This window comes from Variovorax sp. P2_H12 (genome assembly GCF_056403395.1).
Genome location: NZ_JBFUFO010000013.1, coordinates 79,057 through 104,630, shown reverse-complemented (window position 1 = coordinate 104,630; position 25,574 = coordinate 79,057). Strand labels below are relative to the sequence as shown.

General features: G+C 67.5%; 26 protein-coding genes and 1 pseudogene. 6 read left to right on the top strand and 21 right to left on the bottom strand.

The annotated features are described in order from the left end of the window. Window positions 1–76 precede the first annotated feature (76 nt). The 3 genes from AC1DYK_RS11425 to AC1DYK_RS11415 form a co-directional block, all read right to left on the bottom strand. Window positions 77–310 carry a hypothetical protein gene (locus AC1DYK_RS11425; protein WP_478166403.1) on the bottom strand — a complete coding sequence of 78 codons (234 nt, stop codon included), beginning with the start codon at window positions 308–310 and terminating at the stop codon, window positions 77–79. Between the two features lie 22 nt (window positions 311–332). Next, window positions 333–641, bottom strand: a complete 309-nt coding sequence (locus AC1DYK_RS11420) for a hypothetical protein (RefSeq protein ID WP_478166402.1) — start codon at window positions 639–641, stop codon at window positions 333–335. 143 nt (window positions 642–784) lie between these two features. Then, window positions 785–1,522 carry a Crp/Fnr family transcriptional regulator gene (locus AC1DYK_RS11415; RefSeq protein WP_478166401.1) on the bottom strand — a complete coding sequence of 246 codons (738 nt, stop codon included), beginning with the start codon at window positions 1,520–1,522 and terminating at the stop codon, window positions 785–787. Window positions 1,523–1,884: 362 nt separating this feature from the next. Here AC1DYK_RS11415 and AC1DYK_RS11410 point away from each other — a divergent pair, with 362 nt between their 5' ends. Continuing rightward, window positions 1,885–2,346: a hypothetical protein gene (locus tag AC1DYK_RS11410; protein ID WP_478166400.1), complete on the top strand. Its 462-nt coding sequence runs from the start codon at window positions 1,885–1,887 to the stop codon at window positions 2,344–2,346. A 59-nt stretch (window positions 2,347–2,405) separates the two neighbouring features. Here the strand turns inward: AC1DYK_RS11410 and AC1DYK_RS11405 are convergent, their stop codons facing one another. The 3 genes from AC1DYK_RS11405 to AC1DYK_RS11395 all read right to left on the bottom strand — a co-directional run bounded on the left by AC1DYK_RS11405 (window position 2,406) and on the right by AC1DYK_RS11395 (window position 5,476). Next, window positions 2,406–3,014 (bottom strand): GyrI-like domain-containing protein, encoded by a 609-nt coding sequence (locus AC1DYK_RS11405; protein ID WP_478166399.1) that lies wholly within the window; start codon window positions 3,012–3,014, stop codon window positions 2,406–2,408. A gap of 76 nt (window positions 3,015–3,090) precedes the next feature. Further along, the gene (locus tag AC1DYK_RS11400) at window positions 3,091–3,783 is read right to left on the bottom strand and encodes a VIT1/CCC1 transporter family protein (RefSeq protein ID WP_478087501.1); all 693 of its coding nucleotides are present in this window, start codon (window positions 3,781–3,783) and stop codon (window positions 3,091–3,093) included. Window positions 3,784–3,838: 55 nt separating this feature from the next. Further along, complete coding sequence (locus tag AC1DYK_RS11395) at window positions 3,839–5,476, bottom strand: flavin-containing monooxygenase (RefSeq protein ID WP_478166398.1); 1,638 nt, start codon at window positions 5,474–5,476, stop codon at window positions 3,839–3,841. A gap of 219 nt (window positions 5,477–5,695) precedes the next feature. Here AC1DYK_RS11395 and AC1DYK_RS11390 point away from each other — a divergent pair, with 219 nt between their 5' ends. Next, entirely contained in the window at window positions 5,696–6,520 is an 825-nt protein-coding gene (locus AC1DYK_RS11390) for a YihY family inner membrane protein (RefSeq protein WP_478166397.1), read from the top strand. Here AC1DYK_RS11390 and AC1DYK_RS11385 read toward each other — a convergent pair. Genes AC1DYK_RS11385 through AC1DYK_RS11365 form a run of 5 tightly spaced genes read right to left on the bottom strand, consistent with a single transcriptional unit; the run spans window position 6,517 to window position 12,798 of the window. Next, window positions 6,517–7,677: an acyl-CoA dehydrogenase family protein gene (locus tag AC1DYK_RS11385; RefSeq protein ID WP_478166396.1), complete on the bottom strand. Its 1,161-nt coding sequence runs from the start codon at window positions 7,675–7,677 to the stop codon at window positions 6,517–6,519. The two genes, AC1DYK_RS11390 and AC1DYK_RS11385, sit on opposite strands and share 4 nt — an antisense overlap. Further along, window positions 7,674–8,852, bottom strand: coding sequence for an acyl-CoA dehydrogenase family protein (locus tag AC1DYK_RS11380; protein ID WP_478166395.1), 1,179 nt, complete (start codon window positions 8,850–8,852; stop codon window positions 7,674–7,676). Before AC1DYK_RS11380 ends, AC1DYK_RS11385 begins: the two co-directional genes overlap by 4 nt. A gap of 31 nt (window positions 8,853–8,883) precedes the next feature. Further along, entirely contained in the window at window positions 8,884–9,867 is a 984-nt protein-coding gene (locus AC1DYK_RS11375) for a tripartite tricarboxylate transporter substrate binding protein (protein ID WP_478166394.1), read from the bottom strand. Between the two features lie 22 nt (window positions 9,868–9,889). Beyond that, window positions 9,890–12,007: an acetate--CoA ligase family protein gene (locus AC1DYK_RS11370; protein ID WP_478166393.1), complete on the bottom strand. Its 2,118-nt coding sequence runs from the start codon at window positions 12,005–12,007 to the stop codon at window positions 9,890–9,892. After that, window positions 12,004–12,798: an enoyl-CoA hydratase gene (locus tag AC1DYK_RS11365; RefSeq protein WP_478166392.1), complete on the bottom strand. Its 795-nt coding sequence runs from the start codon at window positions 12,796–12,798 to the stop codon at window positions 12,004–12,006. The genes AC1DYK_RS11370 and AC1DYK_RS11365 overlap by 4 nt, the downstream gene beginning before the upstream one ends. Window positions 12,799–12,881: 83 nt before the next feature. Here AC1DYK_RS11365 and AC1DYK_RS11360 point away from each other — a divergent pair, with 83 nt between their 5' ends. Next, window positions 12,882–13,634: an IclR family transcriptional regulator gene (locus tag AC1DYK_RS11360; protein WP_478166391.1), complete on the top strand. Its 753-nt coding sequence runs from the start codon at window positions 12,882–12,884 to the stop codon at window positions 13,632–13,634. A 225-nt stretch (window positions 13,635–13,859) separates the two neighbouring features. Then, on the top strand, window positions 13,860–14,066 hold the full coding sequence (locus AC1DYK_RS11355) for a hypothetical protein (protein WP_478166390.1): 207 nt from the start codon (window positions 13,860–13,862) through the stop codon (window positions 14,064–14,066). Between the two features lie 35 nt (window positions 14,067–14,101). On the opposite strand, the gene AC1DYK_RS11350 is transcribed toward AC1DYK_RS11355, so the two are convergent. The 6 genes from AC1DYK_RS11350 to AC1DYK_RS11325 all read right to left on the bottom strand — a co-directional run bounded on the left by AC1DYK_RS11350 (window position 14,102) and on the right by AC1DYK_RS11325 (window position 19,092). Next, window positions 14,102–14,455 (bottom strand): AzlD domain-containing protein, encoded by a 354-nt coding sequence (locus tag AC1DYK_RS11350; RefSeq protein WP_478166389.1) that lies wholly within the window; start codon window positions 14,453–14,455, stop codon window positions 14,102–14,104. Further along, on the bottom strand, window positions 14,452–15,141 hold the full coding sequence (locus AC1DYK_RS11345; RefSeq protein ID WP_478166388.1) for an AzlC family ABC transporter permease: 690 nt from the start codon (window positions 15,139–15,141) through the stop codon (window positions 14,452–14,454). Before AC1DYK_RS11345 ends, AC1DYK_RS11350 begins: the two co-directional genes overlap by 4 nt. A gap of 8 nt (window positions 15,142–15,149) precedes the next feature. Continuing rightward, the gene (locus tag AC1DYK_RS11340) at window positions 15,150–17,135 is read right to left on the bottom strand and encodes a helix-turn-helix domain-containing protein (protein ID WP_478166387.1); all 1,986 of its coding nucleotides are present in this window, start codon (window positions 17,133–17,135) and stop codon (window positions 15,150–15,152) included. A 670-nt stretch (window positions 17,136–17,805) separates the two neighbouring features. After that, window positions 17,806–18,015: a hypothetical protein gene (locus AC1DYK_RS11335; RefSeq protein ID WP_478089166.1), complete on the bottom strand. Its 210-nt coding sequence runs from the start codon at window positions 18,013–18,015 to the stop codon at window positions 17,806–17,808. A gap of 79 nt (window positions 18,016–18,094) precedes the next feature. Next, on the bottom strand, window positions 18,095–18,493 hold the full coding sequence (locus AC1DYK_RS11330) for a nuclear transport factor 2 family protein (protein WP_478166386.1): 399 nt from the start codon (window positions 18,491–18,493) through the stop codon (window positions 18,095–18,097). Window positions 18,494–18,915: 422 nt separating this feature from the next. Then, the gene (locus tag AC1DYK_RS11325) at window positions 18,916–19,092 is read right to left on the bottom strand and encodes a hypothetical protein (RefSeq protein WP_478166385.1); all 177 of its coding nucleotides are present in this window, start codon (window positions 19,090–19,092) and stop codon (window positions 18,916–18,918) included. Window positions 19,093–19,172: 80 nt separating this feature from the next. On the opposite strand from AC1DYK_RS11325, the gene AC1DYK_RS11320 reads away from it, so the two are divergent. After that, window positions 19,173–19,739 (top strand): hypothetical protein, encoded by a 567-nt coding sequence (locus AC1DYK_RS11320; RefSeq protein WP_478166384.1) that lies wholly within the window; start codon window positions 19,173–19,175, stop codon window positions 19,737–19,739. Between the two features lie 33 nt (window positions 19,740–19,772). Here the strand turns inward: AC1DYK_RS11320 and AC1DYK_RS11315 are convergent, their stop codons facing one another. From AC1DYK_RS11315 to pdxR, 4 genes and pseudogenes are all read right to left on the bottom strand, one after another. Beyond that, window positions 19,773–20,192 (bottom strand): hypothetical protein, encoded by a 420-nt coding sequence (locus AC1DYK_RS11315; RefSeq protein ID WP_478166383.1) that lies wholly within the window; start codon window positions 20,190–20,192, stop codon window positions 19,773–19,775. A 56-nt stretch (window positions 20,193–20,248) separates the two neighbouring features. After that, the gene (locus AC1DYK_RS11310; protein WP_478166382.1) at window positions 20,249–22,552 is read right to left on the bottom strand and encodes a DUF3141 domain-containing protein; all 2,304 of its coding nucleotides are present in this window, start codon (window positions 22,550–22,552) and stop codon (window positions 20,249–20,251) included. Window positions 22,553–22,934: 382 nt separating this feature from the next. After that, window positions 22,935–23,063, bottom strand: a pseudogene (locus AC1DYK_RS11305) (IS6 family transposase); the annotation flags it as partial. A 37-nt stretch (window positions 23,064–23,100) separates the two neighbouring features. Beyond that, on the bottom strand, window positions 23,101–24,546 hold the full coding sequence (gene pdxR / locus AC1DYK_RS11300; RefSeq protein WP_478166381.1) for a MocR-like pyridoxine biosynthesis transcription factor PdxR: 1,446 nt from the start codon (window positions 24,544–24,546) through the stop codon (window positions 23,101–23,103). 212 nt (window positions 24,547–24,758) lie between these two features. On the opposite strand from pdxR, the gene AC1DYK_RS11295 reads away from it, so the two are divergent. Further along, window positions 24,759–25,571: a glutamate racemase gene (locus AC1DYK_RS11295; RefSeq protein ID WP_478166380.1), complete on the top strand. Its 813-nt coding sequence runs from the start codon at window positions 24,759–24,761 to the stop codon at window positions 25,569–25,571. The last annotated feature ends 3 nt before the right edge of the window (window positions 25,572–25,574 follow it).

Sequence of the window (25,574 nt, the reverse complement as noted above, 5' to 3'; positions counted from 1 at the left end):
CGCGTGCATGGGCTGCCGTACGAGCGGTCGGCAGGGTGAGCCCGGTGCGCCGACCTATGGGTGCGCAAGGCTGGCGTCAGGACGGCCAGCGGCCGTCGCGCGACAGCTCCCGAGCAGGCGAGGCACTCCGAGGTCCGAGAGAAAAGCACATTTCGGCGTGGTCGACTTCGCCCTGGATGACGCGGCAGCGCGTTCCGGGCGACAGGATCTTCGCGTCCTTGAGTGCTTGCACTTCGGCCCGCAATTCGGCTTCGAGCCGTGACAGAAAGCTCTGGATCCGCGCCAGTTGTTCATCGGACAAGCGGGTCACGCGTGGCTCCTGCGGCACTGCCTCAAGGGGTTGTCACGGCACGCGCCAGCTTGTGTTCGCAGCCGGCCCGCATGGTGATGCGCTCCATGTCCTGCTCGAAAGGCTCGCCCGTGCACGCGACCAAGGCCAGCACCGAGCCCGCCAATGCGACCAGCAGGCAGGCTCCGACGAGGGATTTCTCTCGCCGCAGTGCCTTGGCCTGCGCGGGCGTCTGCTCGGGAAAGGCAGCCGGCAACTCCGGGGCGTTCCCGGTTCGCGACGCATCGAACCACTCGCTGTCGAGCCACTGCGCCTCGCCCGACGAGCGCTCGAAGTCCATCCTGGATGGCATCTCGCAGTTCCTCCCTGAAAGGCTCGGCAGCCGTCACCCCACGACCTGCGACACCTGCGCCTGGAGACTGCTGGCTTCCACGCGCGCGGTCGATGGACCGGACCTTAAAAGCCCAAGGACTTTCGGTCTGTTCGATACCGCACTTAGCAGCCTGGCGCGCGGGCGCGAGGCGGACTGCGAGGAAGCAGCCGGTCGTATTCCTTCCTGACCACCTCGTAGCATTCGCAGGATCGCTTCTCCAGGCCAGGCCGGTCGAGCACCGTGATGCGGCCACGCGCGTAGCGAATCAGTCCCGCGGCCTGCAGCTGAACCGCGGCTCCGGTCACCCCTTCGCGACGAACCCCAAGCATGTTGGAGATCAGTTCCTGGGTCATCGCCAGAACGTCACCCGGCAGACGATCCAGGCTCAGCAGCAGCCAGCGGCACAGCTGCTGGTCGAGGGAATGGTGGCGGTTGCAAACGGCCGTCTGCGACATCTGCGTGATGAGTGCCTGCGTATAGCGCAGCAGCAGGTGCAGCACGGAGCCGCCCCGATTGAACTCGTCCTGCAGCGCCTTGGCGCCGAGCCGCAAGCCCTTGCCGGCACTCTGGACGACGGCGCGGCTCGGCGTGGAGCCGCCCCCCATGAAGAGCGATATCCCGACGATGCCATCCTTCCCCACGACGGCGAGCTCCGCGGAGGCGCCATTCTCCAGCACGTACAACAGGGAGATGATGGCGCTGGTCGGAAAGTACACATGGCTGAGCTTCGCCCCGGGCTCGTAAAGCACGTGGCCGAGCGGCAAGTCGATGAATTCGATCAATGGCAGCCAGCGCGCCAATTCGGCGTCGGGCAGCGCCGCGAGCAAGTCGTTCAATCGCGCATCGGTGGCGGTCACCATGGCAAGACTCCCGCGCTTCGACCACCGGAGAACACCTGAAAACGGCCCCGCGACAGGCGCGAGTTTCAGCACCGGCGTCCGTACGGTATTGAACATAAAACGCCTGCGGCGCGAGAGTCAAGAGGCAGTTCCCCCTAGGCCGCCACGCCCCTCTGCACATCTGCCTTGGCACCCGATTCCTCGCTGTGAGCGCCGGGCGGCGGCGCCGGCGCGAGATGCAGGCTTGTCGAACGAGCCCGACATTTCCGGGGCCGGCCGAGGTCATTTGTCCCCTGCATCCCGGGCTTTGGGGGGCGTCAATAGAATCCGTGCCGACGCGCCCCCGCCAAGACTTTCCCAGTTCGCCCAACCCGTGATCCCCTATGCCCGAGCTTGAATATTCCGCGCAGACAGCAGCGGTTCACAACGTTCTTGCCACCCATGGGATTCGCCCTGCGTTGGCGCTGCTCAATGACAGGACGGACTACAGATACACGGCCATCTACAAGTTGAGCGGCGACGCGATGCGCGCGGAGCACGTCTTCGACCGCAATTCCGAATACCGCACCTGGTTGAAAGCGGTTCCTCTGGACAAGAGCTTTTGCAAGCACGCGATGGAACAGGGCGAATTCGTGACCGGCCACGTCTCCAAGGACGAGGCCCTGATGAGCTACCGCCCCTATGTCGGTCTCGTCGAGTCGTACTACGGGCGGCTGCTGACGCGCGAGTGCGGGACGCCCTATGGCACGTTCATTCATTTCGACCTGGAACCCCGAAGCATCGCCGCGACGGAGATTTCTTTTCTCCAGGAAGTGACGCCGCTGTTTCTCGACTACCTGGACTGACTTGCGAATTCACGGGGGCCATGCGCTCTTTGGCTCCGCAGCGGAATGCCGCAGCAGGATCATTTCATCGGTTGGCGAATGACCGTTTTCCATTTCGCGGGATCGGCTCGCCGGATGTCGCTCAGGTAGATCTCGTGATGCTTGCCGGCCCGGCCACTTCGCGCATCGATGAAATCGTGCAGTCGCTCCACCGTGGGGCCTTCATCCGAGAAGGGTCCAAGATGCAGCACCTGGGCGCACGGCCCCTCCGGGAAGCGCTCCAGCCGTAGCTTGTCGATGGCCGGCAGTGCCTTCTTCCGTCGCACTTCGGCCATCGCCGCTTCGATGACTTCGTCGGCGACGAAGTCCGGCTGCATGATCATCATCGTCCAGTTCCATTGCTCCCTGTCGTTGGCGACGAAGGCGGACATGTCATCGGCCCACCAGAGCCCTTCGAGCGGCATGACGGCATAGTCGGTCGCCTGCGGCCCCTTCTTGACCATGAACTTGGCGGTGTAGGCAACGGAGAACAGGGCCTCGACGGCCTGCGCATAGGCCTGCGACGTGCCGGGATCGCCCCGCCCGTCGACCATGAGGAACCTGAAGCTCGGCACATCGACCTGCACCACCGCCTTGGCGGAAGGTTGATAGAGATGCTTCAGTTGTTTCTTGAGATCGATCTTTTCCATGGGGGCTCCAGGCGACGGCCGGCCATGATGCCGGATTGCAGCGGCTTCGACGCCAGGTCAAGCCGCCGCAGAGTCATCAGACGGGCGTACCGAACAGGCGGCCAACGCCTGCGGTAACCCCCATCGCCAGCGCTCCCCAAAAGGCAACGCGCCAAGCCCCCCGGAGAACGCCTGCCCCGCCTGCACGCGCGGCAATGGCGCCCAGCAACGCGAGGAAGGCCATCGAAGTGCCCGCCGCCCAGGGAATCAGGCTGCGTTCGGGCGCCAGCATCGCGACGACCAGCGGCAGCGCGGCACCCACCGCGAAGCTGGCGGCCGAGGCCAAGGCAGCCTGCACCGGATTCGCCCCGAGACCCGAGGAGATGCCGAGTTCGTCCCGTGCATGGGCACCCAGGGCATCATGGTTCATCAGATCGACGGCCACCTGCCGCGCCAGGGCAGGCTCGAGCCCTCGCTTGACGTAGATGGCAGTCAGTTCGCGCTGCTCGGCGGCAGGGTCCGTATCCAGCTCCATGCGTTCGCGGGCCAGATCGGCCCGCTCGGTATCAGCCTGCGAGTAGACCGACACATATTCGCCCGCAGCCATCGACATGGCGCCAGCCACGAGGCCCGCCACACCGGTCATCACGACAGTGGCATGGCTCGCGCCGGCCGCCCCTACGCCGACGACGAGACTGGCCGTCGAAACGATGCCGTCGTTGGCACCGAGCACGGCGGCGCGCAGCCAGCCGATCCGATGATTGCGGTGACGTTCTGAATGGCGCGGCATGGATCAAGTCTAAGCGAGTGAACTCGCCTCGGCGCGTTGGACGTCGGCGCTGCCATCAGCCCAGCGCGAAGCCTTCGTAGCCCCGACCGGCCACCGCCGCGCAGCGTTCCGCATAGGCCGGAAATCCGCCGGCCAGCGGCATGAACATGCGCGGCTTGCCCGGGATGTTCGCGCCCAGGTACCAGGAGTTGCAGCTCAGGAACACCGTGTGGGCAGCGATCGCGTTGACCTGCGCGACCCAGGCGCCCTCGGCCTCGCCGGTGGCCTCGATCGTGGCGTGGCCCTGTGCGTCGAGCCAGGCGATGCACTCGGCGATCCAGTCCACGTGGTGCTCGATCGAGAGGATGACGCTCGTGAAGGCCGCGGGGCTGCCCGCGCCGGCGATGTTGAAGAGATTCGGGAAGCCGGCCACCGTCAGGCCCAGGTAGTTCAGCGGCCCGTCGCGCCACTTGTCCTGGATGCGCAGGCCGCCGCGGCCGCGCAGGTCCATCCGCATCAGCGTGCCGGTGACGGCGTCGAAGCCGGTGGCCAGCACCAGCGTGTCGAAGGCGTGCTCGCGCCCGCCGGTGCGCAGTCCGCCCGGCGTGATGGCCTCGATCGGCTGCGCGCCGACGTCCACCAGGTGCACGTTCGGCCGGTTGAAGGTCTCGTAGTAATCGTCGGCCACGCACATGCGCTTGCAGCCGATGGGCTGCTGCGGCGAGAGCAGCGCCGCCGTCGCCGGGTCGCGGACCTTCTCGCGGATCTTGCCGCGCACGAACTCGGCCGCCAGTGCGTTGGCCCGCAGATCCGTCATCAGGTCGGCGAAGGCACTGAGCATGGAGAACCCGCCGAAGCGCCAGCGGGCCTCGAACGCCGCTGCGCGCTCTTCGGGGCTCGCCGCCAGCGCCGAGTCCGGGTTCGAGGGCAGCTCGCAGCCGAAGCCGGTGCGCATCTGGCGATTGCGGGCCCGGAAGCCCGGGTAGTCGGCTTTCACGCGGGCCTCGTGCGCCGGATCGAGCGGTCCGTTGTGGGCCGGCACCACGTAGGCGGCGGTACGCTGGAACACGGTCACCGACGCCGCCTGTTGCGCGATGCGCGGGATCACCTGGACCGCCGAGGAACCCGTGCCGATCACGCCCACACGGCGGCCGCCGAAATCGACCGGCGCATGCGGCCAGTCGGCCGTGTGCAGGACCGGCCCGGCGAAGCTCTCCAGGCCGGGAAAGGCCGGCGTGTTCGGTGTCGACAGCGGCCCGCTGGCCAGCACGACGAAGCGCGCGTGCCAGGCCTGCGCCGAGCCATCCGCGTCCGTGCCGCCGATCTGCCAGCGCTGCCCGTCGTCGTCGAAGCGGGCCGACGTCACGCGCGTGTTCAGGCGGATGTCGTCGCGCAGCTCGAAGCGGTCCGCCACGTGGTTGGCGTAGCGCAGCAGTTCGGGCTGCGAGGCATAGCGCTCGCTCCACTGCCATTCCTGCTGCAGGGCCTCGCTGAACGAGAACGAGTACTCCAGACTCTGGATGTCGACGCGGGCACCGGGGTAGCGGTTGGCGTACCAGGTGCCGCCCACGCTGGGCGCGGCCTCGAGCACCAGCGCCGACAGGCCCATCGCGCGCGCCTTGCGCAGCATGCAGAGGCCACCGAAGCCGGCACCGACGATCAGCAGGTCCAGCGCCTGCGGCGCATGCGATTCGGTGAAGCCTTGCGTGGTCATGCGGATCTCCAGTACCGTGGGGCGTTGACGACTCCGGTGCCACCGGAACGAACTCCCCCTGAGGCGATGGCCAGGCCCGCGCCAGTATGCTGCGCGGCCCAACGGCTGTCGAGGTCCGCCGGCCCCGCGACCGAAGCGATCGACGTCAGCCGTCACAATCGCCATCCGGCGGCGGCAACCCTTGGCCCGCGAAGCCAGTCGAATTTCTTTCAGCGATCCATGTTCACCCTGACCCGCCTGACATTCCAACGCGCCAGGAAAGAGCGCCTGCCCCAGGTCGCCGGCAGCCTGACCTTCACGACCCTGCTGTCCATCGTGCCCTTGCTGGCCGCGAGCTTCGCGCTGTTCACGCACTTTCCGATCTTCAGGCGCTTCAAGGACGCGCTTCAGGAGATCCTGTTGAGCCGGCTGCTTCCGGCGGACATCGCGCGCACGGTGTTGAAGTACCTGAACCAGTTCGCCGCCAACGCCAGCGGCCTGACCTGGGTCGGCTCCCTCTTCCTGCTGGGCGCGGCCATCGCGATGCTGCTGACCGTGGAGAACGCACTGAACCAGATGTGGCAGGTCCGCAAGAATCGGCCGTTGTTCAGGCGGGTCGGCCTGTACCTGCTGATGCTGGCGGTCGGGCCGCCCGTGCTGGGTCTGAGCCTCTGGGCCACGTCTTACTTGCTGGGCAGCTCCATGGGGCTGATCGGCGCGCTGCCGCGATCGCTCGCCTTCGTGCTCGACCTCGGGCCGTTCATGCTCGGCGTGATCGCACTGACCAGCATGTTCTACCTCGTTCCGAACACCCAGGTACGGCTGCGCGACGCCATCGCGGGCGGCCTGATCGCCAGCGTGGCCTTCGAGCTGGGCAAGCGCGGCTTCACCGCCTACCTCGCCAAGGTACCCACGTACAAGGCGCTGTATGGGGCGTTCGCCGCGCTCCCCATGTTTTTGCTGTGGGTGTACTTCTCGTGGCTGGTCACGCTGATCGCGGCCATGATGACGGCCAACCTGGCGCTCACCCGAAGGCGAACAGGCGGCAAGGCCGCTCGGGCCTAGGCATTCATCACAGTGCGCGCAATGAGCCCCAGCTGAACCTCCGCCGCCCCGCCGAAGATGGTGTAGGCGCGGCTGTTGCAGTACTCCGGCACCAGCGTCGCCGCGGCGTTGCGGCCATCGGCGGGGTCGCTGCGCCAGCGCAGGCTGTCACTGCCGAGGGCTTCCACGCCCAGTTCGCCGATCGCCTGCTTGAGCCGGCTGGCCCGCAGCTTGAGGATCGACGACACCGGTCCGGGGTTGGCGCCCGGCGCCAGGCCGCCCATGGTGCGCAGCTCCAGCCACTCGAAGGTGTCGACATCGGACGCCACCTCGCCGAAGCGGCGCAGCAATTCGTCGTTCGCAGCGCCGGGCACGCGCAGCGCCTCGGCCACGCGCTTCAACTGCGAACGCAGCCGCGGGCTGAAGATGCCGGCGCCGCGCTCGAACTCGAGCAGGTACTTGGCGCAATCCCAGCCCGCGTTCTCCTCCCCGATGCGGTCGGCCTGCGACACCCGGACGCCGTCGAAGTGCACCTCGTTCACCTCGTGGTCGCCACCGATCGTGGCGATCGGCCGCACCGAGATGCCCGGCAGGTTCATGTCGACCAGCAGGAAACTGATGCCCTGCTGCTTCTTGCCTTCGGTGCTGGTGCGCACCAGCGCGAACATGCGGTTGGCCTTGTGCGCGTAGCTGGTCCAGATCTTGGTGCCGTCGAGCACATAGTCGCTGCCGTCCGCCCGCGCACTCAGCGACAGCGACGCGAGGTCCGACCCGGCATTCGGCTCCGAGAAGCCCTGGCACCAGTAGTCCTCGCTCGACAGGATGCGCGGCAGGTAGCGGCGCTTCTGCGCCTCGGTGCCGTAGCGCAGGATCACCGGCCCCACCAGGCGCACGCCCATCGGATGCACCAGCGGCGCGCCGGCCAGTGCGCATTCGGTCTCGAAGATGAAGCGCTGCAGTGCGCTCCAGCCGGTGCCGCCCCACGCCACGGGCCAGAGCGGCACGAGCCAGCCCTTGGCCTGCAGCGCCTTCTGCCACGGCGTCGAGACTTCGGGCGCCGGGTACATCGACGTGGTGCTGCGCTGTCCGTCCCGCAGGGCAGCCGTCAGGTTGGCGGCGAGAAAGTCGCGCACTTCTTCGCGAAAGGCCCGGTCGGCGGGTTCGAGTTCGAGATTCATGCGCTGTGTCCTTCCATCGTCGTCGCGCGATCGTGGAGCGTCTGGCTGCAGCCGAAGGCACCGTTGGCCATGAGTTCCCGACCGTGCCGCAACGCATGCGACGCCGCATCGCCGCCCTGCTGCCCGAAGGCCAGCAGCAGCCGGAAGGTCGCGGCGATCGGCAGCTCCTCGCACACGCCCATCGCGCCGTGCAACTGCACCGCCTCCTGCGCGACGAAGCGTGCGGCGCGGCCGACCTTGTTCTTCACCAGGGCCGCCAGCTCGGGGCCCGCGTCGGGCGACAGCGCGAGCCGCATCGATGCCAGCTCGCAGACCGCTTGCGCCTCCGCACAGTGCACCGCCATCTCTGCCAGCCGATGCTGCACCACCTGGAACTGCGACAGGCTCTGGCCGAACTGCCTGCGTTGCTGCGTGTGCGCGGTGGTCTGCGCCAGCGCCGCCTGCATGGCGCCCGTGGCCTCCCACCCGAGCGCGACCAGGCCTTCGGCCAGCACCCGGTTCAGCCGTGCATCCATGTCGCTGTCGCCTTCGTCGCCCAGCAGGATCGCCGGCGTGCCGGCGAAGACGATGTCGGCCGCGCGTCCGCCCGCGCTGGTGTCGTAGGCGTCTGCCTGCACCCCGTCCGCAGACGGCTCGACCATGAACAGCCGCGTGCCGCCGTCGACCGTGGCCGAGACGATCCAAGCCGCAGCGCCGGGCGCAGCCATCGATGGGCGCTTCGCACCGTCGAGGCGCCAGCCGGACGAGGTCCGCGCCGCCGTCGTGCGCCGCTGCGCCCATGGCAGCCGATCGCCGGGCTCGGCGTGCGCCAGGGCCAGCCGCCGCTCGCCCGCCATGAGCGACGGCAGCCATTCGGCTTGCTGTGCCGCCGTGCCCGCGAGGGCCAGGAGCCGCGCGGCCTGCAGCACGCACGCATGCCACGGCTCGACCACCAGGTGCCTGCCGAAGGCCTGCATCAGCAAGCCCGCCTCGAGCGGCCCCAGGCCCAGCCCGCCGGCGTCTTCCGGAATCGGCAGGCCCAGCCAGCCCATCTCCGCGAACGCAGCCCAGGCCACGGGCGAGCCGCCGTCGCGATGCAGGCCGGCCTCGCGCTGGCGGAAGTCATATCGGCCCGCCAGCCAGTCGAGCGCGCTGGACTGGATCAGCGTCTGTTCTTCGGTGAGCGCGAGCCTCATGTGCGGCGCTCCGCTTCGCAAGACTCCTGCATCAGTCGGCCTTGATCCTGGCGCTGGCGATCACGCGCGCCCACTGGTCGATGTCGCGGCGCAGGAAGCTGGCGAATTCGGCGGGCGTGTTGCCGATGATGTCCAGGCCCCAGCCCTTGAAGCGCTCGCGCAGCTCGGGCTCTTTCAGGACTTCGACGATCTCGCGATGGAGGCGGTCGATCACCGGCTGGGGCGTGCCGGCCGGCGCCACCAGGCCCAGCCAGGGCATCGCCTCGTAGCCGGGCAGGCCGGATTCGGCGACGGTCGGCAGTTCGGGAATCGACTGCGAGCGCTTGGCCGTCGTCACCGCCAGCGCACGCAGCTTGCCGGACTTGATGAACGGCCCCGAGGAGCCGAGCGCATCGATCATGACGCCGACCTGGCCGCCCACCACATCGGTCAACGCCGGGCCGCTGCCCTTGTACGGAATGTGCACCATGAAAGTCTTGGCCATGCTCTTGAAGAGCTCGCCTTCGAGATGGGTGGAGGTGCCCATGCCCGTCGAAGCGTAGTTGAGCTTGCCGGGGTTCTGCTTCGCGTACGCCACGAGCTCGGCCACCGACTTGACCGGAAGCTGCGGGTTGACGACGAGCACGTGCACCACGGACGCGACCTGCGTCACCGGCGCGAAGCTCTTGATGGCGTCGTAGCCGACCTTGTCGTAGAGCAGCGGCGCGGTGCCGAGCGACGAGGCGGCCAGCAGCAGCGTGTACCCGTCGGCCGGCGCACGCGCGACGAAGTCGGACGCCAGCACCGTGCCGGCGCCCGGCTTGTTGTCGACGATGACCGGCTGGCCCAGGCGCGGCGAGAGCTTCTCGGCGAGCGCGCGCGCCAGGAGGTCGGTCACGCCGCCGGGCGGGAACGGCAGCACCATGCGGATCGGCTTGTCGGGATAGGCCTGCGCGAGCGCGGCCGCCGGCGCCAGCAGCGATGCCGCGACAGCCAGCACCGCGGCGGACACGGTCTTCATCAAGGACGTTTTCATCGGGGGTCTCCTGGAGTGATTTTCAAAGAGCGGGGCGAACCAGAACCAGCGCATCGAGCGCCACTGCACCGGCGCCACGCGCGCGCACCTGCAGCGGATTGATCTCGACGTCCTCGGCCTGCGCACCGAGCGCCGTGGCGGCATCGGACAGCGCGGCGATGCCGGCGCAGGCGGCCTCGACGTCGGCCAGCGGCCGACCGCGAAAGCCGTCGAGCAGCGGCCAGGCCTTCAGCGCGCGCAGCATGTCGCCGACCATGCCCGCGTCGACCGGCAGCAGCCGGTGGCTGGCGTCGCGGTAGAGCTCGGTCAGCACGCCGCCGAGCCCGACGGTGAGCGCGGGGCCGAAGACCGGATCGTGCGTGACGCCCGCGATCAGCTCGGCCACGCCGCCGCGCGCCATCGGCTGCACCAGCAGGCCATCGATGCGCGCGGACGGGTCGTACGCTTGCGCGGCGGCGAGCACCTCGGCGCAGGCCGTGCGCAGCGAGGCCGCATCGCCGATGTCCAGGCGCACGCCGCCGGCCTCGGTCTTGTGCGCGATGTCGGCACTGAGGATCTTCAGGGCCACCGGCCAGCCGATCTGCCCGGCCGCCCGCACGGCAGCGTCGGCATCGGCGCAGACATGCTCCGGCAGCGAAGGCACGCCGTAGCGCGCGAGCAGCGCCTTCGTGTCGTGTTCGTTGAGCCGGGCGGGCAGCGCCGGCGCGGCGTCGTGCCGCGGCGGTGCGGCGCGCAAGGCGGCCCAGCGCGCCACGGCCGAACGGCGCGCCAGCCAGAGGCAGTACGGCGCCAGCGCCTGCGTGGCGCGGCCGAGGTCGTCGAACACCGGCACGCCGGCATCGGCCAGCCGCGCGCGGCACTGTGCGGCGCCCGTGTCGATGGCCACGAACAGCCGCGGGAAGCGCGCGCAGACGTCGACCAGCGTGTCGGCCATGCGGTCGAGCAGGTAGCCCGGCGCATAGACGATCACGGTGTCGATCGCGTCGCTTTCCGCCAGCGCGGTGAAGATGGTCCGCACGAAGTCGGGCTGGTTCACCACGTTGCCGGTCACGTCGACCGGGTTCGACACCATGCCGTAGTCGGGGATGCCGTCGCGCAGCGCCTGCTGCAGCGCGGGCGGCAGCGTCGGCACGTCCAGGCCCGCGCCGATCAGCTTGTCGGCCAGGATGGCGCCCAGCGCGCCCGACATCGTCACGATGGCGACGCGGCGGCCACCCTCGCGCCGGCGGAAGCCGCTGAGGTAGGCCAGGTCGGCCATCTGCGCGAAGTCGGTGCCGCGGATCACGTTGAGCTGCTCGAAGCCCGCCTGGTAGAGCGCCAGGTCGCCGGCCAGCGCCGAGGTGTGCGAGCGCACGGCCTCCGAGCCCTTCTCGGTTTCGCCCGCCTTGTAGATCACCAGCGGTTTGCCCTGCGCGGCGAGAGACAGCGCGGCGTCGATGAAGCGCCGGCCGTTGCGCAGCTGCTCGACGTAGCCGATCACGCAATCGGTCTCCTCGTCCTGCGCCAGGAACTCGAGGTACTCGGCAAACTCCAGCGTCGCCTCGTTGCCGGTGTTGATGAACTGGCTGACCGGCACGCCGAGCCGCCGGATCAGCGCGAACACCGCCGAGCAGACATTGCCGCTCTGCGTGAGCACGCTCACCCGGCCGGGCTGCGTTTGCGGCGGCACGTTGCGGAACACCGAGGCGAAGGCCGTGTGCGCCTGCAGGTTCAGGTTGGCGAAGCCCATGCAGTTGGGCCCGGCCACCACCATCCCGCTGCGCGCGACGAAGTCCTCCAGCGTGCGCTGCAGGGCTTCGCCGGCCGCGCCCGCCTCGGCGAAGCCGGCCGCGTAGACGATGGCGGCCGGAATGCCCTTGGCGTGGCAGCGCTCGAGCATGGCGGTGACGTCTTCCGCGCCGATGGCCAGCACGACCAGGTCGGGCGCCTCGGGCAGCGATTCGATGTCGGGATAGCAGGTGTAGCCGAAGACCTCCTGGTACTTGGGGTTGACCGGGAACACCTGGCCCGCATAGCCGAAATGACGCAGCAGATCGAGCGGCATGCCGCCGATCCGGCCGGCCTGGTTGCTGGCGCCGACCATGGCGATCGAGCGCGGCTGAAGCAGCGGGCCGAGGCGGTGACGCGCGGAAACGCTCATGCCCGCGCTCCCTTGATGATCGCGTTGGCCAGGCCCGCTTCCTTGGTCTGCCGGTACTCCTCGCTCACATGGCTCAGCTGGTGCACGTCGAAATGCGCCGACAGCGCGTGGCGCATGCCCTGCACGTCCACCGAGCGGTTGAGCGACTTCTTCAGGATCTGCAGCGCGAAGGGCGGCGCCTTGGCAATGCGCTGCGCCAGCGCCATCGTCTCCTCGTCCAGGCGGTCGTTGGCAGCCACCCGGTTCACCATGCCGAGCGCCTTGGCCTCCGCCGCCGACAGGCGCTCGCCGGTGAAGAGCAGCTCCTTCGCCTGGCGCAAGCCCAGGACCCAGGGATGGATCAGCACTTCCGTCGCCGCCGCGCCCATGGTGTGCGTCACCGGGTCCGAGAAGAAGGCGTCTTCCGACGCGACCAGCAGGTCGCACATGTTGGCCAGCATGAAGCCCGCCGCCACGCAGGCGCCCTGCACCTGCGCGATGGTCGGCTTGGGGAAGTCCCAGATGCGCATGCAGTAGTTGAAGTAGCGCTGCTCCTCATAGGCCCAGCGTTCCTCCACCGTGAACTCGGCGCGCTCCGCCTGCGCCTGCTTCAGGTCGTGCCCGGCCGAGAAGTGCGCGCCCCTGGCGGCGAGCACCACCACGCGGGTTGCCTCGTCGGTGCGCGCGGACTCGAAGGCAGCGTCGAGTTCGTCGAGCATCTGCTGGCTCTGGGCATTGCGCGCCTGCGGGCGATTGAGCCAGATGCGGCGCACCGCGCCGGTCTGCTCGATCAGGAGAAGGGGTTCAGTCATCGAAGTTCCTGCATACGGGGAAGCGCCGATGGTCGGACGGGTATGCTCATCCTGCGATCAACAACTGCGAGAAATCCCACATCGTGAGCAAACCTATGGAAACCCCGGGGGCCCAGAACATGCGGCGTTCGCTCCAGGTCCTGCGGGTGCTGGGCGCGCACCACGAGGAAGGCCTGGCGGTGAACGAAGTGGTCGCCCTCACCCAGCTCGAGCGATCGACGGCGCACCGCCTGCTCACCTGCCTGGTCGAGGAACAGTTCGCCGAGCGCGACGCCGCCACGCGCCGCTATCGGCTCGGCCTCGAAGCGATGCGACTGGGCTTTGCGTCGCTCAAGCGCGCGCCGCTGCTGGGGTCGTACCAGCCGATGCTGCAGCGCCTGGCACGCATCTCCGAAGACACCGTGTTCCTGCTGGCGCGCCAGGGCGACTACACCGTCTGCCTCGCGCGCGAAGACGGCGCCTTCCCGGTGAAGATCTTCAGCACCCGCGTCGGCGACATCCGCCCCCTGGGCATCGGCGTGGGCGGACTGGCGATGCTGTCGGCCGCGCCCGACGACGAGATCGCGCGAATCCGCACCCAGCACGCGCCGGCCTTCGATGCCGCGGGGCTGACCCCGTCGCAGATCAGCAAGGTGATCGCGCGCACGCGCCGGACCGGCTACGCGGAGCTGGTGGACACCGTGACGCAGGGCGTGGGCGGCGTCGGCGCAGTGATTCCGAATGCGGGCGCGCCGTTCGCCGCCATCTCGATTGCGGCGATCAAGCCGCGCATGGGAGCGGCGCGGCGCGCCGAATTGGGGCAGCTGCTGGTGAACACCCTCGACGGCGGCGGCTGAACGCACTGCCGGCGAACCCCGTCAATCTGCGAACCGGTCCGAGCGCGGCAGGCCTCTCGCCAGCGGGTAATCTCCGTCTCGATGAGCCCCTCAGAACCTCGCCCCGCATCCGTCTGGAATCGCTTCTGGTCCCCGAAAAGTTTCCTTGAGCAGGTGGCGCCCGAGGCGTCTGCAGAAGAGGCCGAAGCCATCGCACGGAGGAACGACGTCTGGCTCAAGACCTACATGGACCTGTACATCCTCAGGTGGGGCGGGCTGTGGGCGGCTTCGCTGGCGGTGGCGCTTCTCATGGCGGATGTGGCGGGCCTCCTGTTCGCGCTCGCCCTGGCGGCGAACCTGGCGGCTCTCGTCGGCCTGGTCGCCATGGTCCTGATCTATCGCCGGGCGTCCCGGGCGCTTCGAGATCAGCCCCGGAACAATGGCAGGCGATGACGCGTTGGCGCGACGCTTGAGGGATCGACTGGCGCTCAGGGCAGTGCAGGGGCCACCCAGCGCATCGCCACCCCGTAGGCCAGGGCACCCACCAGCGTGGGCCATGCGATGCCACCGATCCAGCGCTTGCTCGCGGCGACCGCCGCCAGCGCAAGGATCAGCCCGGCGGCTCGCGCCGGTGCCAGCGCCTGCGGGAAATAGCCAGCCAGCGAGACCGCGAGCAATGCGGCGATGGCCGCCGGCCCCACCCCTTCGAAGAGCCGGCGCCATCTCCCGGCGCGGGTCGACGCACGGTCGGCCGCGCGACGCGCATGCCATAGCGGCAGCCAGCGCAGCAGGAAGGTGCCCAGGCCACACAGAAGAATGATCGAGACGACGGACTTGTTCATGCCCTTGGCCTTGCAATGGCATGGGCCAGCGCGCCGGCCACGATGCCCAGCGCGAGGGCATGGTGGGCCGGCAACACCGCCAGCAAGACTGCGGCCGACGCTGCGGCGACGAGGATCGGCATCTTCCAGCGCGCGACGCCGATTTCGAGCAGCAGCGAAAGGAACAAGGCCGGCAGCACGAAGCCGAGCGCATCACGCGCAAAGTCGGGCAACAGGTCGATCCGGCCCGACAGGCGCGTCCCCAGCCAGGTGCCGAGCAACCAGGCGCTGTAGGCCCCCAGTTGCAGCCCGACCAGCCACGTCTCGCGCTCCGCCGCAGGCACGCGGTCGACCTTGCTCAAGGCGGTCGCGAAGACTTCGTCGGTCAACCCGAATGCCAGCAATGGAGCAGGCAGCGGCGCCGTCCGCGCCGGCAATCGATTCACCAGTGCGGGTCCATAGAACAGATGGCGCGCATTCATCAACAGCACCGTGGGAACCGCGGTCCACCACGCGGCGCCCGAGACCAGCAGCGCGATCAACAGGAACTGGCTGGCCCCCGCGAACACGGCCGCCGAGATCAGTAGCGTGGCATTCGGCGACAGGCCGGCCTCGACCGCAGCCAGACCGAATGAGAAGGCGATGGGCAGATAGCCGACGGCGATGGAGAGGCTGGCGACGAGGCCTCGCAGAAGGGCGCGGATCACATCAGGCATCAAAGAGGAAGTGGCCGGCGAAACGCGAGCACATGGGTGCCCCCACCCCAGTGATCGGCTCGCACGGTGGCGAACACACGGCGATGTCGCAGCAACTCCAATCCGGCCAGGCGCCCCAGTTCCACGAACCGGCGAGCGAATGTCTTGCGCTCGACCTCGTAGTCGAAGCCAGCGACCATCGCCTGCAATTCCAGCCAGAAGAAGCGCGTGAACGCGCCGACGGCATGTGCAGGCTGTTTGTCCAGCGCAGACTGCCGCAACTCCGCATACAGACTTCTGCAGCGCTTGGCGGCCCTCGTCGCTTGGCCGCACTCGGCGTCGATCACTGCCATTGCAAGCGCATGGCGGAAGGCGTGGAAGATGCTGCCATCGTCGTCTTCGGGAACCCGAACTCCGGTACGTTCGATCGATGCCACTGCCGAAAGAATGTAGGCACTGTGGTGACGCACCAGCGCGCCGTCTCGTTCGCTCGCGCTGCCGAACTCGGGCAGGAATTCATCGGCGATGCAGAGAATTCCGCCGGGTCGCAACAGCCGCATGGCTTTCTGCAGCATGAGCCCGGTATTGAAATGGTGGGATGCACCCACCGAGGTCAACAGCGCCGCGTGTCCCTGCGGGGCGCAAAACTCGAGAAAGCCACCGTGATGGAGCGCAATGCTTGCGACGCCTCGCACGTTCTCCTGCAAGCAAGCGAAGGCCACGTCGTCGGGCTCGATTGCCAGGGTGCGCTGCATCGGAAGCAGTTCATGCAGCATCAGCAGTGGGATTCCCGGTCCGGTACCGATGTCGATCGCATTCCGCGTTGCCTCCCCTTCGCCAAAGGTCAGGATGTCCTGCGCCATGGCGACCACCTGACGCGCATAAGCCGGATGCAGCAGTTCGAAGGCGTCGTAGTGGTCGACGTCGATACGGCTCGAAAAAGACTCATCCTCAGTGTCTGCAGCCGCCTTGCGGTTCTCGCGCCCTGCGAGCGACGCCAGCTGTCGAGGCAAGCGCAACTCGCCTCGCTGCAGCGCGACCTCGCATGCCAAGGCTTCCATCGTCCAGCCCGGCGCGCCGGCCGATGGGTCGTCCCCGGCCGCAATGGCCGCCGGGGACTCCGCGAGGCGGCACAAACGCACCGCCTGAGACATGAAACCGCGCGGGTCATCGACGTCAAGGCGCATGTCGAAAGCATCAGTGAACTGCGAAGACAGTACTGCCAAGTAAGGGCCATGTCGATCCACGCCGACAAACGCGTGAACAGGCCACGTGCCCTGCTGAAGCTCTGCAAGCGCGTGCGCCCGCAGATCGAGCAAGGCGGCTTCCTCGTCTGAATCGCAGTTGCGAAATCGAAGAAGTCGGACCCGGACGCCATTGGCTACTTCGATGAGAAGACGAGAGGCGAGGCTCCTCACGCCCTCCCAGTCCGTGTCGGATCCCGGCCAATCGAGCACGATGGCGTCGCCGCCCTCCGTCGCCGACGACGGAGGGTAGTGCACGAAGACCATCATCTGGGCGCGCCTGTCAATGGCGCCGTACACATGAGGCAGGTCGGCAGCGAATGCGTAGGTTTCACCTGCGCTGAAGCGTTTGGGATGACGCGCATCGCCAACCAGCGCTGCGCCTTCGGTGACGACCACGGTCTCCTTGACGCCAACGGGGTGCGCTGCCGACGACTTGATGCTCCCCGGCTCGATCGACATGCGGTAGGTCTCGATGACCGAACCGTCTTCGCCGATCGATCGCTCCAGGAAACGGGCGCTCGCGCCTGCATGCTTCATCTCGACCGAAGGAGGTGCATCGCCGAGCAACTGGCTGAATGGCACATCGAGGGCGTTGGCGATCGCCCACAACGTCTCGAGCGTTGGATTGCCTTGTCCCAACTCAAGTTGGGACAAGGCAGATCTGGCAATTCCGCAATTTTGTGACAAGCCTGACAACGTCAGACCGCAGATACGGCGGTGGGTGCCGATACTCCGGCCCACGGCATCGATTGCACTCATGACACTCCCTTCGAGAGCTGCGCCCTTGTTTGTTCTCTTATAGAACGGCCGTGTTCGCCATGCAATCCGGCACGACGAGGCAGCGGCTTCCACGAATTTTTCGCGGATGGTTCTGACGCGCGAATTGGCGCATTCACGCGCAAGGGGAGGCGGTTCTTCGATTCGATGTCGTCATCGGCATCCAATCGCTCGGGTGCGCCGGACATGTCGCCCCAGTCTGAGCGAGGCGCTCGGCGTTGGCATTGACAGCGTCGCCGACTTGCCGCGATCCATTCATAAGATTGCACAGCGCCATGGCGACGATCAGACCGTCGCCTGTTCGAAGCGTCGATGACGCTATCGCATCAATTGACGGGAGCGAGCTCGATCACCTGCCAGGCCCCGTTCGGCTGCCCCTTGCTCCGGCAGAAGACATAGCTGCCGGACCTCGCAGCGTCATGATGCCGATGGTTGCGGCGGGGCCGTTCGGTGTGTGAACTCCGCGCCGCAACTCGAGGTCATGGGAAGTCCGCGCTGATAGAACCTCGAGGGCGCGCGTCAGCCGTTGGGGTACGCCTGGGAGATCAGCTTCGCGCGCAGGGTGGCCCACTGAGCGTACAGACTTGGGTCTTGGGCAACATCGAGAAGCGAAGTAGAGGGCTTGTCGATAGACCGAACGGAAGCCGCGGGCTCAGCCGTCCAACGGCACACCGCCCCCGAAACGGGCCACCCATTGGTCCCACAGTTCCTGGTTGGCTGCGACAAAAGGCTGCTGACAGACGCCCAGCATCTGGAGCTGGAAGCTCTGCGCCTTCAGCAAGGTCTCTGCGCAGGCCGCCTGCCAATCGAGGAGCGGCTGCATGTCGCCGTAGAGGGTCGGAATCGGACCTGCAATGGTCATGGTGGTCTCCCTGCTGTTGTGGAGCAAGCCCGGGTGCGGGCGCTCGAGAGATTTCGTCTTCAAGGCAATCGGAGGACGGCTACTTCGCGGCCGCCTGCCGAGCGGCCGTGTCCGCGGTGCCGATCCAGCGGCTGATCTTTCCGCCCTTCAGCGTGAACACGTGGACCCACTCGCTGTCGAACACCGTCCCGTTCGGAAGCGCCCTCGCGCGATTCCAGCCGAGCACCGTCACGTGATCCGGTCCTTCCAGGAACTCACGCGGTTCGAACTGCTGGATGTCATCGTTCTCGGCCAGGGTGGCGAACCAGGCTTCCACGAGTTTCTTGCCGGTGTACCTGCCCCCGTACGGGATACCGGTGCTGGGGCTGGCGTAGAACCGCCAGTCCACATCGTCGGTGAGCATGGCCAGAATTCCCGGGATGTCGCGGCGTCCGAAAGCGGCGTAGGCCTGCTGGACGACTTCGGTCGGGGTGCTCATGTCGCGTCTCCATGCTGAACAGGGAACCTCAAAGTTTAGTCACGCGATTCTTCAATTCAACCCGGCGCGCGATGCGGTCGGGCGGCCCTCCGCGCTGCTTGATGGCTTTTGATGGCTCCGCAAGCACCCCTTCAGCAAAAATGGGGCCGTTTGACTTACAGCCAAGGCGCGAGGACGATTCGAGTTTTTTTCACGCGGACAGGCGCTGGCGCGTTCGCCCAGTTGAAACCACATGTTTATGGAGGTCTCAATGAATGACCAGCAAGCCGAGCGACAAGCGGCCGATTCCGACCCGGCCGCGTCGTCCTCGCTTTCACCTCCTTCCGACAGCGCGGCATTTGCGTTGATCAACGAGCGCCGCGGCCTGTTGCGCCGGATGTGGGCGTTTGCTGCGGTCTGCATGACATCCGGGTTTGCAACGCTCACGTCCTGTGGCGGAGGCTCCGGCGGCCAGACAACACTGGCTGCTCCTTCACCTGCTGCGGCTCCTCCACCTGCAGCGCCTCCACCTCCACCTCCACCTCCACCTCCACCTCCACCTCCACCTGCACCTGCACCTCCCCCTGCGGCTCCCCCCGCCCCTGCGCCTCCATCTGCAACAGCGGCGCCTGCCCTCGGCACCCACGCGCTCGTCTTCAACCGTGATGGCGTGTCGTCCTCATCGCTGTCCACTTCCGGCATGTCCACGCGCACGATCGGAAGCACCCTGTTGGCCTGCATCGGGCGGGGTGTTCTTTCCGCCATCGCACCGATGGACAACGCGGGAAATCTCTTCGTCCAGCTCGCTGCGGCGCACACCTACACCCTCTGGCCAAATTCGGGGACGGTCTTGCATACCTGCCAGAAGGCCCGGGGCATGGTCGGTCACGTGGTCACCGTGGCCAAGCCCACCGTCACCGACGAGACGACCCTGAGCGTTGTCGAGATCACCGATGGTGGCGCCGTGCAGGATGTGCAGTGGCGCGAGGTGCTGTCTGGTCAGCCCTTGACCAGCGCCAGTGTCACCACCACCGGCCCTGCACTGCTCGTCGCATGGTGGTGGGGCGATGCGGGTGTCGACCTGGACAAGACGGCTGTGCCCGGCAACGGGTTCACGGTGATCGATTCGGTACTGGCGTCTGGTGCATTGGTGCAGTGCGCCGTGGCCGTGAGGCAGGTTGGCGCGGCCGGTACTTACAACGTGACCTGGACCTCGACGCCACAACAAGGCGCGCAGCTGTGGCTCGTTGCGGTGCAGGCGGCCTGAGCTGATGCGCGTTTGGCGATGGAGCGGCCCCTTTCAGAGCTTCTTCCAGATTCGACCATCGACCGACCGGTAGGTGCCGCCGGTGGCACAGCATCCCCCGGCGCCAAAGGCCTGGCGACCCAGCGTGACGGTCACTGCGCCTGCCTTGAACGACAGCGACTGGCGCTCGCACGACGTCCAGCTCGGGTAGAAATCCGGCGCCAGCACGCTGGTCCATTTCACGCGACCCAGGTCGCCGCGTTCGACACGAAACACTTCGCAATCGTGAACCAGCAAGAACTGGGACTCCCCAGCAAGCTGGCCCTGGAACACGAGTTCCGGAGGTGCCTCACGCGTGGCGATCGCCTCCTTGCTGAGCAAGGGGTCCGAGGGCTCCGACGTGAGCAGGTCGCAGCCCGACAGGCTGCTTATCGCCAGCAGGGAACACAGTGTCCAGTAATGCTGCTGTCTCATGGATGCCGAGCATGCCACCCAATTGGGTGGACCGCAGCGCGGCAGGACTTCATGGCTCAGGCGGCCTTGCGAGCGGCTTTGCGGGCAGCCTTGGGGACGGCCTTGGGGACCGCCTTGAGGGTTGCCTTTTGGGGCGAGGCGGTGGGCAGGCCCGTGCTGAACAGCTTTTCGACCTGCGCCAGTCGCTGCGCGCGTTCGCCCGTCACCTCGCCGGTGGCCTGGACAGTTCGGCGCAGCGCCTCCAGCATGCGCGTGCGCAGGGCCCGGTCGGCCGGCAACATCTTCGGAATGGCTGCGAGGGCTCCCTCGCAGTCGACGAGCAGATTGAAATACTGTTCGCGCACGATCTGCTTGAACGCCTGCAGCGTCAGCCCTTCGTGTTCGGCGCGAATCTGGCGCAATGTGTTGAACGAGCGTTCGTCGGCGCCCGACCCCGCCAGGCCGATATAGACCAGGGCGCGGATCGCGGCCTCGCGAGGACCACCCTCGGCAATGCGCGCCTTGAGCTCGGCGATGCGCTCCTGGATGCGCGCCACGTGCTCCGGGTCCCGCCCCGGCTTCCGGCGCACGGGCTCGTCCGAGGCGCCCAGCCCCACCATGGCCTGCAGAACCGGCGAGCTGTAGATGGCCAGGAAGGTCTTTTCCATGCGGCGGTCGCGCTGATCGCGATAGCCGTCGAGGGCGGCGATGATCCCGTCCGAGATCCGGGCCTGCCACGCCAGGAACGGGTTGTCGGGCGCCACGGGTTGGCGCTGCTGGCGCACCTGCTCCGCGAGCTGGGCCACCTGCTGCATCAGCGGGTTGCGCTCGGAGAAGATCTCGAACGGCAGCTCGGCGTGGCTCAACTTCTTCATCCACCCGGCCGTCTGTTCGTTGACCGCCGCCCGCACGAAGGGCTGGAACAGGGTGCGGTACAGGCCGAGGTTGATCTCGGAAACCCGCCGAACGGTCGCGAAGCGGCGTTCGTTCGCGGGGTCGGGCCGCACGATGTCGCGCACATCGTTCAGGGTGCGCGGCTCGAAGCGAACGATCCAGTCGCCGACGATCTCTTCCTGGTGGGCCGCATCGGCGGTCTTCGGGGTCAGCACGGCCTCGTACAGCCCGGGGGGCAAGACATCGATCAAATCGATGTTGGAGGCGAACTCCTGGTGTTCCTTCTTGGCGATGCCGCCCGAGACGAAGATGCCGAGATGGCCGACGGTTTCGTGCACGGTATAGACGATGGTCTGGCCGCAGGCCAGGATGTCGTTGTCGCTGCCATAAAGGTCGACGATCCACCCCAGCGCCTGCTGCGGCGGGGTGATGTTGTCGCCCTTGGAGCAGAAGCAGACGATCGGCGAGCGGATCTGGCGCAGGTCGATCCGCTCGCCCTTGCGGGTGACGATCTCGCCGGTGGCCAGCCGGTTGCCGACGAACAACTGGTCGACGATCCACTGGATTTCCTCGCCGTTGAGGTTGACGTGGCCGCCCCACCATTTCTCGAACTCGATGAAGCGTGGCCCCTCGGTGTCCACCTTCGACCAGAGGTCGTAGTTCTTGGTCCACAGCGTGTTGGCGGGATTCAGGTTCTCGAAGTTCTCGACCAGGTGGCCGCCGTCGAACTTGCCATTGCCCAGGTCGCTGGTCAGCGCCGTCATCCAGCTGCCGCCGGCCAGGCCACCGGTGTAGCGCATGGGGTTCTCGCCTTCCACCCCGGCCCAGTACGACAGGGGCGAACCGGGGACGATGATCGGGCCGAACAGCTCAGGCCGAACCGCGGCCACCAGCATCACGGCCCAGCCCGCCTGGCAGTTGCCGATGACGCAGGGCTTGCCCTCTGCCTTGGGATGCAGCTCGATGACGCGTTCCAGGAACACCGCCTCGACGTCCATGATGTCCTCGATGGTCTGGCCCGGCATCGGCTCGGGCGTGAAACCGACGAAGTAGCAGGGATGGCCGGCACGCATGGCCACGCCGATTTCGCTGTCGGCCTTGAAGCCGCCGATGCCCGGCCCGTGTCCGGCTCGCGGATCGACCACCACGAACGGCCGCTTCACGGGATCGATCACCACGCCTTGCGCCGGCTTGATGCGCACGAGCAGATAGTTGACCGGCTTGTCGAAAGTGCGGGCGTCCAGCACCAGTTCGGCGTCGAAGCTCAGCACATGCGGCACTTCCTGCTTCTTCTGCGCGTAGTACTGGGTGCTGCGTTGGCGCAGCGTGTCCCAGAACAGGATGGTGCGCTGCGCAGCGTCGGTCATGTACTCCCCCCAGGCCTGCAGGGCTGGGTTCAGGCCCGTCATGGCGGCCATCGACGGCGGGGTGGCAGCCGGTGGATTGGCGAGCGTGGCACGCGTCGTGGTGCTGCTTGTCTTGGACATGTTGACTTCCTTAAGATGTTGGCTCTTCGCCGCAGAACGAAAGGTGGGAGGCCGTCGCGGCCGCAACGGAGTTTGGGACTTGCCGGTGAATCTGTCGAGCCACTACGCCATGATGTGCACGCCGCCATCGACGTAGACGGTCTCGCCCGAGAGCCGGAGGCGGCGCGGGTCTCTTTCGCTGCGCACGTGTCCTCATTGCCTGCATTGAGTTGATGCAATCAAGAAGGGACAGTTCGACGGCCCTCATGGCCACGACACGTCCGCAGCAGCGAAGTTCTACTCGCTGGCCTTTTGAAAAGCGGACGGCGCCCTGGCTTCATTGGACTCCTTGTCGCTACTGCGACAGAACCACTGGGCCCCAAGGGCATCCGCTGCACCCCGTCTCGCCGGGACCACTGATGTAGGTTTCGTCCATCCGCCAACTTGCGCCCACCGGGCGTTCGCGCCGCCGGAGCGCGGCTGTCAGGACCGGCAGGATCTTGATTGCCCAGCGATGGACTGTTGCGTGATCGTGATTGCCGGTCAGACGTTACTGCGACAGAACCCGTTCAGTGGCATTCTTCCTGCAGTTGTGTCAGCGCGCGCGCCAGTTGTCTTGCATGCCAACGCGCCTGTGCATCGGTCAGTGCGGTGTAGCCGATGACCAGCGCTGGTTTGGGTGGCGGCTGTGCTCCATGCCAGAACGCGCGCAGGCCTTGCAGCCCTATGCCCTGCTCTGCGGCGCGAGCGATGGCTGTGTCTTCGGTGATGCCTTCGGGCAGGCGCAGCACGAAGTGAAAACCGGCGTGCAGGCCTTGGCATAGGTCGTCGTCCAGTCCGGCTGTGCGCAGTTCTGCCAGCACCAGGTCGCGGCGGTGCTGGTGGCGCAGGCGGGCACGTTTGAGATGGCGGGTGAATGCGCCTGTGCGCATGAAGTCGGTCAGGGCCAGTTGGTCCAGCACGGAGTTGGCACGGCCCGTGGCGGCGCGCAGGCGGGTCAGGGTGTCCAGGTGGGCGGGGGGCGCGACGATGTAGCCGATGCGCAGCGCGGGGAACAGGGACTTGTTGAAGCTGCCGCAGAAGATGACGCGGCCCGCGTGGTCCTGGCTTTTGAGGGCGGGCAGCGGGGCGGTTTCGTAGCTGAAGTCGCTGTCGTAGTCGTCTTCGATGAGGGTGGCGTCGCGCTCGCTGGCCCATTGCAGCAGATCGGCGCGGCGCCGGAGCGAGAGCGCCACGCCTGTGGGGGCCTGGTGGGCGGGGGTGACGTAGGTCACGCGCGCGGTGCTGCGGCGCAGGGCGTCCACATCGATGCCTTCGGTATCGACGGGCACGGGCACCGTGGGGCAGCCGCGCAGCGCGAAGAGTTCGGCGGCACCGGGATAGCCGGGGTCCTCGATGGCGACGGCCATCCGGCTGCTCGCCATGGCCTGGGCGCAGAGGTCTATGGCGTGGCGTATGCCGGTGACGATCAGCACCTGCCCAGGCGTGCAGGCCACGCCGCGCGACAGGGCCAGGTGGCGGCAGATTTCCTCGCGCAGCGCGGGCAGGCCGCGCGGGTCGGGGGCGTGGAGCATGGCGGGCTCCAGCGCCTGGGCGGCGCGGGCCACGCTGGCGCGCCAGGGCTTGAGGTCGAAGGCGGCGGTATCGGGCAGTCGCGCCACAAAGGGCTTGCCCGCGCGCACGGCGGGGGCCATGGGGTCCGGGTCGGCTGTGTTGTTCTCAGGGGGCGTTGCTGCTGCGGCGGTGAACATGGGTGCGGCCTGCAGATAGCCCTCTGGCAGCGTCTCGCTGACGCGCGTGCCCCGGCCCACTGTGGCTTGAAGGTAGCCCTCCTGCGCCAGCCGCTCGAAGGCCAGTTCCACCACGCCGCGCGAGACACGCCAGCGCGCGGCCAGTGCGCGCGTGGAGGGCACGGGCTGGCCCGGCAGCAGCAGGCGCGCGGCAATGGCGCTGGCGATCTGGCGGTGAACCCAGGCCTGCTTGGCCTCGCCGGGTTGCACAGGCAGGGCGGGCAAGTCGGGCGTGTTGCGGGGTGAGCGGGGTGGCGATGTGTCTGGCATGGGGCGGCGAAGGCGGCGAGAGGGCCCGGAGATTGCCAATGATGCGGCCAGAAGGCTTTGTCCGCGCGGCCATGGCAAGTGGCCCAGTGGCGCAAGGCCCAACTGGCCCTTGGGTGCGCGGAAGGCCGCTTCTAGACTGAAAAAAACGTTTCAGCAGAAGGATTTCCGTGCAGCCCTTTCCCTCCGTTCAAGACCTTCACGCGCCCATCGGCGTGTTCGACGCCGGCATTGGCAGCTACGGCATGGTGCAGGTGATTCGCCAGCATTTCCCGCGCCAGGACATCCTGTATCTGGCCGACCGCGCGAGCTTTCCCTACGGGAGCAAGACCCGGGGCGAACTGGCCCGCGTGGTGGGCCAGGCCATCGAGGCGCTGGCCGCGCGCGGCGCGCAGGCCGTGGTGCTGGCGTCGAATGCGCCGTCCGTGGTGGTGCTGGACAAGATCGCGCCCCGGCAAAGTCTGCCGGTGTTGGGCGTCTATCCGCCCGTGGCCCAGGCGCTGCGGCGCACGCGCAGCGGCCAGGTGGCCGTGCTGGGGGTGCAGTCGCTGGTGCAAAGCCCTGAAATCCTCGCCTATGTGCAGCGAGAGGCACAGGGCCGACCCGTGGCTCTGGTCAATGCCTCGCCACTGGTGGCCCTGGTGGAGGACGGCAGCTTTCTGTCGCGGCCCGCGGCCACGCAGGCCCAGGTCAGCGCTTTTATGGACCAGCTGCTGCGCGATCAGCCAGGCACCGATGTGTGCACGTTGTCTTCCACCCATCTGCCCTGGCTGCTGCGCTATTTCGAGGCGGCGGCGCCGGGCATGCAGTTCCTCGATCCGGCGCAGGAACTGGTACCGCAGCTGCAGGCCCATGTGTCCGATGGCAGCGGGACCACGGTCTGCCTTGCTACGGCCAGCGCCGCGCTACCGCTGGAGGGCCTGACGCAGATGCTGGGCCTGCTGGGCGTGGATCTGCAGCCGCAGCTAATCACCATTGACTAGGAG